Below are 11,973 nucleotides of genomic sequence, written 5' to 3'. Positions count from 1 at the left end.
ATAAATAGTAGTGAGTTATTCATTACTAATTCATGTGCCAAGGAGCGGGAAATACATGTATAATCACATCCTTAAAGAAACGAAACACAGAAACAGTCCCATGCCAACAGGACCGTGGCTCATGACACAAAAGTGGGAGAATCTGCTATTCTTGAACTTCCCCGTTCCGGCTAATACAATGCAAAACCACGTTCCCAGCGGACTGGAGCTAGATACGTATGAAGGAAAAGCATGGGTCACTGTCATTCCCTTCAAAATAACGGATATGCGCATGCGAATGCTGCCCCCTTTTCCTTATATTCGAAAATTTTATGAGCTGAATGTTCGTACGTATGTCAAAAAAGACGGCATTCCAGGTATTTATTTTTTCAGCCTGGATGCAAGCAAGCTTCTTCCGGTGCTTGGTGCCAGAATGACGACACTCCCCTATTTTTACGCAAAGATGAACATGAAGAAAAAGGGAGACTGGTTTCATTATTATAGTAAAAGAAGAAGCCCGCATAGGCCTATGTTTAAGGGGAAATACAGACCTGTTTCCGAATCATTTTTTCCAGAAGCAGGAACATTGAGCCACTGGCTGGTAGAACGATATTATTTATGGACGAATGTAAAAAATATACTGCTTGCCGGCGGGATTCATCATCTGCCGTGGGAGATTGCAGAAGCAGAAGCTGACCTGGACCATGAGGAATATCCGCCTTTTCTTTCAAATACGGAGGATGAAAAGGAAATGGTGTTGCATTATGCCGCTTCTATGAGGGTACTTTTTTGGCCATTTAAAAAGGATAATTAAAAACAATACCCTATTACAAGTAGTGATAGGGTATTGTATACTTTACTCACTTTTCGAGCCACTTCCATGCCTTTTCCACTTCATCCATCTCAAAATACGCTACAGTAATTCCAGGTAGTATCTTACCGGTTTTCGATGCATTTTCCACCCAATCTTTCTCACTTACCACCGCAAATTTATTCATTTGATTCCAACGTTTCATATCCACTTTCATCCCTTTCAGCAAGCTTTGCAATGTGGTCCCATCAAGTTCTTTAAAAACAGCCAGAATGTTGAACTGGCCATCGTCCCCATATAAATCTTCCACATGCACGTCTACTTTTTCCGCATCCTCACTTGTTAGTTTACCATTAATTTCGACGTGCACAGTTTCCGGGTTACGACTGGGAAGAATCTTAATCATAGCCGGCCAAGCCTCCTTTTATTACAGTCACTAATGCAATTACCCTTTTAAAAAACGACTGAAACAGGATATGCTTCACTCACACTCCATAGCAGATTGATCAAATGCACAGGCGCAACCTACGTACATAGAAAGGATGTGCTTTTTCGTGTAGCCAAACTCCCCTCAAAACTGTAATATTTATTCCACAGCGACGTCTAATAAACAGAAAGAAAAATAGCCTTAAAAAAGGAGGCTGAGTTATGGATGAGGAGTTAATCACAGACTGGTTTGATGCTTATGCTGATGATATCTACCGGTTTCTTGTCTACTATATGTCGACAACGGATGTAGAAGATATTGTACAGGAAGTATTTATAAAAGCGATAGATAAATACGATTCATTTAACGGGGAATCCAGTCCGAAAACATGGCTGATATCCATTGCGAGAAACCTGGCAATTGATGAGGCACGTAGAAAGAAACGGCAGGATTGGCGGAAATTGATCAAAACGTATGAGTATAAAACACAGATTTCACCAGAGGAAAAACAAATAACCAATGAAACCAAACAGCAATTACACCAGGCCATTGCAAAATTAAAACAGAACTATCGGGATGTGATTATTTTGCGGGGAATTGAAGAGTTATCAGTGGCCGAAACAGCAGCTATTTTAAAATGCCCGGATAAAAAAGTTTCATTAACATTTCACCGAGCATTAAAAGCATTAAAGAAAAAAGTAGAGGAGGGTGATTATGAAGCATAACAAAGACGATATGCAAAAGGAGTTAAGGGAATTGAAAACAACCAGCTCACTGAACCCTCAACAAAAAGAATCGATGAAATCAGCAATTAGAAAACATGCAAAGAAAAAACCTAAACGTAAAAAATTAAAACAAGCAACGATCTGGGCTTCAACTGCTGCAGTATTGTTTCTCGCTGGCATACTTGTATTTCATATGATAGAAAACGACCAATCCGTACTGCCAGCAGATGATCATGAAGGATCAGAACATGATGAAAAAACAGGTGATAAAGAGCCTGCAGATGACGAGAATCAAGAAGCGTCAAATGATGAGACAACAAATCCCAAAAGCTTCTCAGTAAGTGAAGGGGAAACTGAAAATGGGACCATTATGATTGAAGGAACGGAAGATGAAGGGATATTTACGAATTTTACGCTTGAGCCATATGACATTCATTTTCAAATGGAGGAATTCCTGGGTAATTATGATGTGGCGGAAGATTCGGTCACATATTACAGTGATGCAGATAATGCCTGGGTCAGATTGAAAGTGGCAGAAGATGCCGCTTTAGATGCGGTTGTTTCCGATCTACAATCCCAATACAGTGGCGATTTCAGCTACACGGAAGAACCATCTGAAACATCTCAGGAGGAGAACCCGTATGAGGGTATCAGGCAGCACTTTTCAGATCCGCCTCAGGGATATTACGTTTACCAAATCGGAGAAAATGTGTTAATCATCCAATATGAGTATATCATTACAGCTGGCGATGGGATGGGACCCAGGCTTCAATCCTTAAGAGAATCCATTAAATAATGACCATAACAATTCCTTGAACAATAATAATGGACATTACAGAAATATTCCTTCTTTGAGTCCGCAATTTTAAAAAATCATTTTTTATTCCATAAGAAATGATGCCAGAATAATTCAGAAAGAAAGGCTATCCAAATACCATTTTTGTATAGACAGTATTTGGATAGCCTTTTTATAAAAATATCAGGAAGTGCTGCGCTATCGTTCGATCACCAAATCCCGCTCAAATCTGGCGATATCTTTATCATTCCCAATTACAATAAGCACATCTTCCTCATCTAAAACCACATCGGCTCCAGGAGATACATTAATGCTCTTATTTTCCTTAATCGCCACCACATTACACCCGTAGTTCATCCGGATATCAAGATCAACCAGTGTACGTCCAGCCATCTTACGCCCAGCCCTTACCTCTACTATGCTGTGTTCGTCTGATAATTCCAGGTAATCCAGGATATTATTTGAAATGAGATTATGTGCAATACGCTTTCCCATATCCCGCTCCGGATGAACTACATGATCCACACCAATTTTATGTAAGATTTTTTCATGATAATCATTTTGTGCTTTGGCAGTTATCTTATTGATTTCTAAATCAGTCAGGATAACAGTTGTCAGGATGCTCGCCTGTATGTCCTCCCCAATGGCCACAATCACATGGTCAATATTTTTGATCCCGAGTTCTCTCAGCGTATCTTCGTCAGTTGTATCGGCAATCACCGCATGAGAAGCAATATTTTTGAATCCATTCACTTTTTCTTCATTCATGTCTACCGCCAACACCTGCATACCTTCCTCACTTAACTCCTTGCAAATGCTGCCACCAAACCTGCCAAGTCCGATTACTGCAAAATCCTTCTTCATTATCATTTCCCCCATCAGCGAATTTTTTCATTTGTACCATTTATTCCCGGTTGGTCAGCCGATAATCATTTTTTCTTTTGGATAATGTATGCTTTCCTTTTCCTTATTAGGTTTAAATATAAATAAGAGTGTAATGATCCCAATTCTGCCGATAAACATCAATAACATCAGGATTACTTTACTAAATACAGATAGTTCCTCGGTGATGCCCAACGACAGGCCAACTGTTCCAAAAGCAGAGGTTGTTTCAAACAAAATCGCAGATAAGGTAAATGGTTCTGCAATGGATACCAGCAAAACAGAAACAAATACAAGCATAATCCCCATTAGAATTACTGCAACAGCTTTCCTAACATCTTCTTCGTACACTTCCCGATTGAATATGCGAATATTCCTCCTGCCCCTTGCATATGAAATGATAAACAAAACAACCAATACAAAGGTAGTTGTCCGGATTCCCCCGCCTGCACTGCTCGGAGACGCCCCGATAAACATAAGCAGTGACATAAACAGATGGTTTTCCTCTGTTAACTGGCTCACATCCATCGTGGACAAACCACCGCTCCTTGTCGTTACGGACTGAAAAAGTGCATAAAACAAAGATTCATGCCAGACCATGCCTGCAAAAAAATCTCTTGCATCCAAAAGATAAATAAACAGCCCGCCAATGAAAATCAAGATAAAAAACGTCATAGTTGTTATTTTCGTAAATAATGAAAAACGCCATACATTCCTGCCCCTGGCTTTAACAGCAAGAAATTCCTTCAATTCAATCAGCACCGGAAACCCAATCGCTCCGAATATAATTAAAAACATTGCCACCAGCTGGACAAAGTAATCATCACTGTAAAGTGCCAGAGATTCATCCGAAAGCGCAAAGCCTCCATTGGAAACTGCACTGATCGTGTGGAAAAAACCATTCATATATGCTTCCCCCATAGTGGGAAAATACTGCATAAAATAAGTGCCCAGCATTAAAAAAGCGATTAATTCAACCGTTAAAAGCACGTACACTAACTGTTTAATCAGATGTACCATGCCCTCGAACGTTGTCTGGTTCTGATCTGCCATAATCAGCCGGCGTTCTTTCAAACCGATCTTTTTTCCGAGGAATAGCCAAATCAAAGTACCGATCGCCATCACACCAAGTGCGCCCAACTGCATGATAAATGCTAAAATCAGGATACCAGTGTTACTTAAAGTGTCACCAATACTAATTGTACTCAGCCCTGTTACACTAAGCGCACTTACCGCAGTGAACAGCAGATCTATAAGCGCAATATCCACTCCCTCCTGATAAACAAAAGGAAATGACATCAGCATGACGGATATCATAACAGCTATCAAGTAAAAAAATAATAACAATTTGAATGGTGATAATTTATTGATCCAATGCAATAAGCGTTGCCGACGTGTTCGCATTTCCTTTTCCCCTTGTTTGTACAGATACATTGCAGAAATAATAATTAGAGTATATCAGAGTTACAAGAAGATTTATATGTTGAAATAAATGTTACAAATTATACTTGGTCATTTCTTATAAATTCAAAACCATTTAACCAACGTTAGAATCAATTCCGGTGCAGGATGGAATTTCATTGCAAGGGAAAAAGTAAAAGTGCGAGTAAACACTGGCATGGCCAACGGCAAGCCTTCTTTATCGTAGTGGTGATTTGAAAAAATGGGGACTTCGCTATATGCTATCCCACCAAAGAGATATGCACATTGAATCGCTGGGGTTACATGTGGCTAATAATACCAAGCTATAAATTAATAGTTTTCTTTGCAAAAAAGATTCAAGACCGGTGAGGTACTGTTTTTTTAAGGAAAGGAAAACTAAGATTTTTCACCGAAAAAAAATCCTGATAGCAAAACACTTCTATTCCGATTTCCTATCGCTACTCTTGCCGCTCCCTTTCCTTTTTACGAAGTACAGGCCCCAACTCATCCTCCACCGTTGTATCGGAAACTTTTACACCGGAACGATAGGCCGCCCTGACGAGAATATGACCGGCAGTTGGAGCAGTGATAAATACAAACAAAATACCAAGCAGCAAACGGACACTCATCAATCCTTCTACAGTCCAAAAATAAATAAATACACCAGTCAACGTAATCAAAACAGCCAAAGTTGTACTTTTAGTGCCTGCATGATTACGTGTATATACATCAGGAAAACGCATTAATCCAAGTGCACTCAGCAAACTCAATATACCGCCGGCAAAAATGAGAACAGCTGCAACTATTTCAAGAATCCCGTTTCCGTTCAATGACCACACCTCTTTCCATATACCTGGCTAAGGCTATTGTACTAATAAAAGCCAAAATTCCCAGGATCAGAATAACATCCAGAAACGCCGTTGTTGACAGCATCACGGAGACAATCGCAATACAGGAAATCAGCTTGACCCCAATGACATCCAGTGCAAGCACTCGATCCGGTAACGTCGGGCCGATGACCATCCGGATTACAGCTATAGCAATCGCAATGCCATAAAACGCAAGACCAGCAACCACCAGAAATTCAACCATTATCGAAGCACCTCCATAATCGCTTTTTCAAATTTTGCGAGCGATCGCAATAAATTTTCCCGGGACTCCTTTATATCCATCGCATGAACGTAGAATGCATCCCCTTCAGGTGTCACTTCCATCACAACAGATCCAGGGGTTAATGTAAGCAGTAACGCCAGGAGCGTAACTTCCCACTCCCCTCGTAAATCTGTTTCATAATAGAATATGCCGGGTTTAACCGTAACTTCTTTTTTCACAATATGTTTTATCACAAAAACACTTGACGAGCTCAGTTCCCTAATAAAAATGAGAATAAGTTTTATTAATGCAAAGAAACGCCGCAAATAAAATTGTGCCCCAAAGAAACGGTGCATAACAAATACGATCAATATACCGACAAGATACCCGGCAAAAAAGGTGGAAAAGTGCCATTCATTCTCATCCATCAGGAGCATCCATAAAAAAGCAATGAAAAGATTGGTTAAAAATTGGGCAGGCATTCGACGTTCACCTCCTGTTTTTAATTTTTATTCATCACTGCATCAATATAAATTTCAGGGTGCAGCAAAACATTTGCAGCATCGGTTACATAGGCAGAAATAGATTCCATGCCAAGCCCGAGTGCAATGGTACCTAATGTAAGCACCACCAGGGGTACAAGCTTTCCTTTTCTCAGTGGAAGCTCGTCCTCTTCACTAATTATTGTTTCCCCCCAAAACGCATTTAAAAAGATACGGAGGAGCGAATAGATTACTGCCAGACTAGAGAGAAAGGCAAGTGCCAGCAATATAAATGAACCTGTTTCTGCCGCACCTTGACCGACAAGTACTTTACCAACAAATCCACTTAACGGCGGAATGCCACCCAAAGAAAGCATCGAAATGAAAAACATCCAGCCAAGCAAAGGGTAATTCCTGATCAGACCGCTCATATTTTCTATTCTTGCTGTTCCAGTCAGTGCAATCATGGTACCCCCAATTAAGAAAAGAAGTGCTTTAATAATCATATCGTGCACCAGATAAAAAATAGAGCCCTCGATCGCAGCAGGTGTTAACACCGCCAGCCCGACAAGGATAAAACCAACAGCAATTACTACATTATAAGTAATCACTTTGCGAATGTCGTTATAAGCGATCGCCCCGATACTTCCCAAGATCAGGGTAAGTCCAGCCATAATACCGATTATCGTATGTGTGATGCCTGGCTCATGATAAAAAATCAGGGTGAACATCCGGAATAACGCATAAATACCAACCTTTGTTAAAAGTGCACCGAATAAGGCACCAATAACCGCAGGCGGGGCACTATATGAACCCGGCAGCCAGTGATACAGCAGAAGGCCTGCTTTCAGGCTGAACACGACAAGAAAAAGGATACTGATGACAGTAAGAATAGGCGTTTGACCACTTTCAGCAATACGCTGTGAAATATGAGCCAAATTCAGCGTACCCACTGTCCCGTAGACGTATGCGATAGCGATAAGAAACATCCAGGAAGACACCACGTTAATGGTTACATATATAATTCCATGCTTTAGCTGCATTTTCGTCCCGCCAAGGGAAACCAGCGCATAAGAGGATAAAAGCATTACTTCAAAAAAGACAAACAGATTGAAAAGATCTCCGGTTAAAAAGGAACCGATGACACCCGCCACAAGAAAATTCACCAGTGGGTAAAAATACATTTTCTCACGCTCTGCATCCAGGGAATAAAACCCATACAACAGGCAAATTGCAGTCACGATGCTTGTTGTTAACATAAGCAAGACTGAAAATGAATCCCCAACAAACAGAATCCCAAAAGGCGGCTCCCAGCCACCAAAATCAAGACGGAGCACACCTTCATTTTGAATTCTTTGCAGTATATATATGCTAATGCCTGTAATCACAGTCATTACACCAAAACTCACCCAGCGCTGCAGTTGGATAAACGAGCGCAAAAAGATTAGTATAACACCTGTAACCAAAAGAAGCGCGATAGGCAGTACAAGTATATTATTCATCTTTCATACCTCTCAATATATCAAGGTTATCCGTATTTGTTTCCTGATACGTTCTGTAGGCTATCACAAGGAAAAAAGCAGTGACACCAAAACTGATTACAATAGCCGTTAAAATAAGTGCCTGCGGAAGCGCATCTGTATACGTAGCAGCTTCTTCTCCCAAGAGGGGGGAACTTCCTTCTTTTAAACCACCCATTGTCATAATGAGTAAATGCGCCGCATGAGAGAAAATAGCCGTACCCAGAATCACCCGTATTAAATTTTTGGAAAGAACCAAGTACGTAGCGACAGATACCAAAACACCTGCCAGGACGATAATTATTGTCTCCATAAACTACACATCCTCACTAATACTCAACATAATGGTCACCACAGTGCCGACAACAGCAAGTGCCACACCTGATTCAAAAATGGTAACCGTGGCAAGCTCTGTCTGTCCTAAAATCGGCAGATCAAAATAGGCAAAAGCCTGTGATAAAAATGGCGCACCAAATACGGTTGCCCCCAGGCCGGATACAACAGCTATAAATGCCCCTAAAGCTGCAACTAACTTAAAGTCAAATGGGATGCCCTTCTCAATGGTTTCAATATCATAAGACAAATAAAGCAGCACAAAGGCAGAGGCTAGTACCAAACCGCCCACAAACCCGCCACCGGGACTATGGTGACCAGATAAAAATAAATAAATGGCAAGTGTTAAAATAATAAATACAACTATTTTTGTAACAGCATGCAGGATCACATCATTGATCTTCAATTTTATTTCCGCCTTTCCTGCTTTTCAGTTTAACAAGAGAGAATACCCCCATGCCGGCAATCACCAGCACAAAAACCTCCAGCATCGTATCAAAGGCACGGAAATCACCGAGTATGGAATTTACTATATTCATTCCACCGGCCAGTTCATAGGCATCCTCAAAATAATGGGAAATAGACTCAAACAATTGCCCATGCTGCACTCCTAAACCAACAAAGATGAAAACCAATCCGGTCCCAATTGAAATAATGATATTCATAATCTTTTTCAGCCCGCCATGCTCCTCCTTTTTCCACTCCGGCAGAAAATAAAAGCAAAGCAGAAACAGAACAGTTGTAACTGTTTCAACCGCAAGCTGTGTCAACGCAAGATCCGGTGCTCGGAAAATAACGAAGAATACTGCAATGGAAAAACCTAATATACCATACAAGAGAACCGCAGCCAGCCGGGATTTTACAAATAGGATAGAAATACCGGAGCCAAGCATAATAACTACCATAATCCCCTCAAACATACTAACCGGAACATCGTTGGATAAATCGAAAGTGAGTGCTCCTGTAGAAATAAGTGTTATGCCAGTCGCAACTATAAAAAACACAAAAATATACATTAAGTAGTCCCGCAGATACCCTGTCATATACGCATTTGTTATTTTCGTTGAACGATTTTCAATCAACAGTATCGAGTTATCATAAAGCTTGGTAAAAGACCATTTATGCGGGAACAACCGGAAAATTCCTTTCCAGTATTTCAGTAATAGATATAACACCACACCGGTAACGATAATTCCGATGGTCATCCATAATTCTGTGTTAAATCCATGCCACGCCTCTATCTCCACACCTAAATCCACTGCGGGGCCAAAACCAGGGTACACGCTGCTCATCGCAGGCTCAAGCACATAATCTCCAAGGATATTCGGGAAGAAAAAGATAACTACTACTAAAACAGCCAGAATGATTGGAGGAACAAGCATACCCATCTTTGGTTCATGTGCTTCATGTTCCAGTTTCTCTTCTTGATATTTTCCAAAAAAGGTTTTAAACACAATTATTAAGCTGTAGACAAATGTGAATACACTAGCTATCCAAGCAATAATAGGCAACAGAACTCCTATATTTTCCAGTGAAAAGATATGAAGCTCACTTATATTCAAAACAGCAGTTAAAAACATTTCTTTACTTAAAAAGCCATTAAATAACGGAACCCCCGCCATGGAAAAACTGCCGATCAATGTAATCGTAAAAGATATTGGCATAAAACTGATCAGTCCGCCAAGTCGACGGATATCCCGTGTACCTACCTCATGGTCTATAATACCGATGACCATAAATAAAGCACCTTTAAACGTGGAATGATTGACGAGATGGAACAAAGCAGCAAACGTTGCTTGTGTGTAAATCACCGAGTCTGCACTGTATCCGAAATATAAAGCAGCCGATCCCATGCCAAATAAACTCATAATCAAGCCGAGCTGACTTACAGTGGAATAGGCAAGCAGCGCCTTCAAATCCGTTTGCTTAATGGCGTTGAACGATCCCCAGAACATCGTGAGGAAGCCTACACCCATCACAAGCCAGAACCATATCTCATCACCTCCGAATACTGGTGTAAAGCGGGCGACTATATAAATCCCCGCCTTCACCATCGTAGCTGAGTGCAGGTATGCACTGACCGGAGTCGGCGCTTCCATGGCATCCGGAAGCCAAATATGAAAGGGAAACTGCGCTGATTTCGTAAAAGCACCAAGCAACACTAAAATCATTGCCGGTATAAATAATGCATGCGCGGACATATCATCTACGGATGCGATGATTTCACGAACACTGAAGGTCCCTGTCATCGCATACAGCATGATAAAACCTGCAAGCATGGCAAATCCGCCGCCAACTGTAATGAGAAACGATTTTTGCGCTCCGTATCTGGACTGTTTCCTGTGATACCAGAAAGCAATCAGCAGAAAGGATGAAATACTCGTCATTTCCCAAAACAGGTAAAGGACCATCATATTATCGGAGAAGACAACACCAAGCATGCCGCCCATGAATAACAACAGATACACATAGAAATGGTACAACATTTCATCAAGATCTAAATAATAAATGGAGTATATAACAACAAGTGCGCCAACCCCCGTAATCAGCAGCGCAAATATCATGCTCAAACCATCTAGATAGGTCGTGAAGTTAATTCCGATGGACGGAATCCAGTTCCATGTATGTACGATGGTATCCCCATTTGCGAGGGCTGGGATATGACTGATGAGGTAAATAAATAACACAGCCGGAACGAGAAATACGAACCAGCCAATATAGGAACGTGATATTTTTTTATGTGAAAGAAGTATAATAAGAGCTGCTATAAAAGGAATCATTATAGCTACATTTACCGTGAACAAGAAAACACCTCCCATTTAGCAGAGCACGAAATATGAATAAACTTACTTTTCCCATTCATGCGCTAATCATAACCTTTCATTTAAAAATCCAGCTTTGTCCCATTTTTCATGGAGTCAGTGATCAGAGGCCAGAATGGCAATAATTATTATAGAGGGACAAGCATTTTAAGCGCAGACCCAAATCTTTACGGTGGAGAGAGCATTCAGCACAGCCCAGAATCGGCGATTAAATTTCTTTTTTTAATCTTTTAAAGCAAAAACAGGTCTTAATCAGCTGGAAAGTTATTCATATTTTGATTATATAGTTTAAAAGATTCTAACAATATCGTTACCAGAGGGATTTTTAGAATACGCAGCTTGCCGAAAGAGGTTCTTAGGAATGCATATTTTACTTTCTTATGATTCTTATACATTTTGGATGGCAAGCCTAAGCAGTGCGTCTACGTTCAACATTTATCTGCAGCGCATTGATTACTAGTGCACTTTTGCAGGTAAGATCACCGGCCAAAAGGGGAATAACTGCATTGTTAACCATACTGATTAACAATAATGAAAATATCGCATATAACTACTATGCAGATGTAATTATCTGCATATAAGACGCGACAAATTCAGACACTTATCGGGGTATAAGTATAAGTGGTACAATTTCGTTAGGAGACGCAGCTTTCGATTCTGCGGTTCCCTTAGACACACAGGA

Annotated in this window: 13 protein-coding genes; 3 read left to right on the top strand and 10 right to left on the bottom strand. The window is 40.6% G+C overall.

Annotated elements, in window-relative coordinates; genetic code table 11:
* Nucleotides 1–55 precede the first annotated feature (55 nt).
* Nucleotides 56–793, top strand: a complete 738-nt coding sequence (locus ACDX78_RS04200) for a YqjF family protein (RefSeq protein WP_486025598.1) — start codon at nt 56–58, stop codon at nt 791–793.
* 46 nt (nt 794–839) lie between these two features.
* Here the strand turns inward: ACDX78_RS04200 and ACDX78_RS04195 are convergent, their stop codons facing one another.
* Complete coding sequence (locus ACDX78_RS04195) at nt 840–1,196, bottom strand: SpoIIAA family protein (protein WP_486025596.1); 357 nt, start codon at nt 1,194–1,196, stop codon at nt 840–842.
* Between the two features lie 242 nt (nt 1,197–1,438).
* Between ACDX78_RS04195 and ACDX78_RS04190 the strand changes: the two genes are divergently transcribed.
* Both ACDX78_RS04190 and ACDX78_RS04185 read left to right on the top strand, forming a co-directional pair.
* On the top strand, nt 1,439–1,942 hold the full coding sequence (locus ACDX78_RS04190) for an RNA polymerase sigma factor (protein ID WP_486025594.1): 504 nt from the start codon (nt 1,439–1,441) through the stop codon (nt 1,940–1,942).
* On the top strand, nt 1,932–2,738 hold the full coding sequence (locus ACDX78_RS04185) for a hypothetical protein (RefSeq protein ID WP_486025593.1): 807 nt from the start codon (nt 1,932–1,934) through the stop codon (nt 2,736–2,738). Before ACDX78_RS04190 ends, ACDX78_RS04185 begins: the two co-directional genes overlap by 11 nt.
* 198 nt (nt 2,739–2,936) lie before the next feature.
* Here ACDX78_RS04185 and ACDX78_RS04180 read toward each other — a convergent pair whose 3' ends face one another.
* The 9 genes from ACDX78_RS04180 to ACDX78_RS04140 all read right to left on the bottom strand — a co-directional run bounded on the left by ACDX78_RS04180 (nt 2,937) and on the right by ACDX78_RS04140 (nt 11,273).
* The gene (locus ACDX78_RS04180) at nt 2,937–3,602 is read right to left on the bottom strand and encodes a potassium channel family protein (RefSeq protein ID WP_486025591.1); all 666 of its coding nucleotides are present in this window, start codon (nt 3,600–3,602) and stop codon (nt 2,937–2,939) included.
* A gap of 54 nt (nt 3,603–3,656) precedes the next feature.
* Nucleotides 3,657–5,024: a TrkH family potassium uptake protein gene (locus ACDX78_RS04175; protein ID WP_486025589.1), complete on the bottom strand. Its 1,368-nt coding sequence runs from the start codon at nt 5,022–5,024 to the stop codon at nt 3,657–3,659.
* 476 nt (nt 5,025–5,500) lie between these two features.
* Nucleotides 5,501–5,872: a Na+/H+ antiporter subunit G gene (locus tag ACDX78_RS04170; protein ID WP_486025588.1), complete on the bottom strand. Its 372-nt coding sequence runs from the start codon at nt 5,870–5,872 to the stop codon at nt 5,501–5,503.
* On the bottom strand, nt 5,850–6,134 hold the full coding sequence (locus ACDX78_RS04165; RefSeq protein ID WP_486025587.1) for a Na(+)/H(+) antiporter subunit F1: 285 nt from the start codon (nt 6,132–6,134) through the stop codon (nt 5,850–5,852). Before ACDX78_RS04165 ends, ACDX78_RS04170 begins: the two co-directional genes overlap by 23 nt.
* Nucleotides 6,134–6,616: a Na+/H+ antiporter subunit E gene (locus tag ACDX78_RS04160; protein WP_486025585.1), complete on the bottom strand. Its 483-nt coding sequence runs from the start codon at nt 6,614–6,616 to the stop codon at nt 6,134–6,136. The genes ACDX78_RS04165 and ACDX78_RS04160 overlap by 1 nt, the downstream gene beginning before the upstream one ends.
* A 20-nt stretch (nt 6,617–6,636) precedes the next feature.
* The gene (locus ACDX78_RS04155) at nt 6,637–8,118 is read right to left on the bottom strand and encodes a Na+/H+ antiporter subunit D (RefSeq protein ID WP_486025584.1); all 1,482 of its coding nucleotides are present in this window, start codon (nt 8,116–8,118) and stop codon (nt 6,637–6,639) included.
* Complete coding sequence (locus ACDX78_RS04150; RefSeq protein ID WP_486025583.1) at nt 8,111–8,449, bottom strand: Na(+)/H(+) antiporter subunit C; 339 nt, start codon at nt 8,447–8,449, stop codon at nt 8,111–8,113. The genes ACDX78_RS04155 and ACDX78_RS04150 overlap by 8 nt, the downstream gene beginning before the upstream one ends.
* A 3-nt stretch (nt 8,450–8,452) precedes the next feature.
* On the bottom strand, nt 8,453–8,875 hold the full coding sequence (locus tag ACDX78_RS04145; protein WP_486025581.1) for a Na(+)/H(+) antiporter subunit B: 423 nt from the start codon (nt 8,873–8,875) through the stop codon (nt 8,453–8,455).
* Entirely contained in the window at nt 8,862–11,273 is a 2,412-nt protein-coding gene (locus ACDX78_RS04140) for a Na+/H+ antiporter subunit A (protein WP_486025579.1), read from the bottom strand. The genes ACDX78_RS04145 and ACDX78_RS04140 overlap by 14 nt, the downstream gene beginning before the upstream one ends.
* Nucleotides 11,274–11,973 lie beyond the last annotated feature (700 nt).

Origin of the sequence: Virgibacillus oceani, from assembly GCF_041521345.1 — a bacterium.
GTDB lineage: Bacteria > Bacillota > Bacilli > Bacillales > Amphibacillaceae > Virgibacillus_N > Virgibacillus_N oceani_A.
The sequence above is the reverse complement of the archived record's forward strand: the minus strand, read 5'-3'. Positions and strand labels throughout refer to the sequence as shown.

What these genes read in the sequence shown, in the direction of transcription:
- ACDX78_RS04200 (WP_486025598.1), top strand. Translation starts at nt 56, where the DNA reads ATGTATAATCACATCCTTAAAGAAACGAAACACAGAAACAGTCCCATG.
- ACDX78_RS04150 (WP_486025583.1), bottom strand. Translation starts at nt 8,449, where the DNA reads ATGGAGACAATAATTATCGTCCTGGCAGGTGTTTTGGTATCTGTCGCT.
- ACDX78_RS04195 (WP_486025596.1), bottom strand. Translation starts at nt 1,196, where the DNA reads ATGATTAAGATTCTTCCCAGTCGTAACCCGGAAACTGTGCACGTCGAA.
- ACDX78_RS04165 (WP_486025587.1), bottom strand. Translation starts at nt 6,134, where the DNA reads ATGGTTGAATTTCTGGTGGTTGCTGGTCTTGCGTTTTATGGCATTGCG.
- ACDX78_RS04190 (WP_486025594.1), top strand. Translation starts at nt 1,439, where the DNA reads ATGGATGAGGAGTTAATCACAGACTGGTTTGATGCTTATGCTGATGAT.
- ACDX78_RS04185 (WP_486025593.1), top strand. Translation starts at nt 1,932, where the DNA reads ATGAAGCATAACAAAGACGATATGCAAAAGGAGTTAAGGGAATTGAAA.
- ACDX78_RS04175 (WP_486025589.1), bottom strand. Translation starts at nt 5,024, where the DNA reads ATGCGAACACGTCGGCAACGCTTATTGCATTGGATCAATAAATTATCA.
- ACDX78_RS04155 (WP_486025584.1), bottom strand. Translation starts at nt 8,118, where the DNA reads ATGAATAATATACTTGTACTGCCTATCGCGCTTCTTTTGGTTACAGGT.
- ACDX78_RS04160 (WP_486025585.1), bottom strand. Translation starts at nt 6,616, where the DNA reads ATGCCTGCCCAATTTTTAACCAATCTTTTCATTGCTTTTTTATGGATG.
- ACDX78_RS04180 (WP_486025591.1), bottom strand. Translation starts at nt 3,602, where the DNA reads ATGAAGAAGGATTTTGCAGTAATCGGACTTGGCAGGTTTGGTGGCAGC.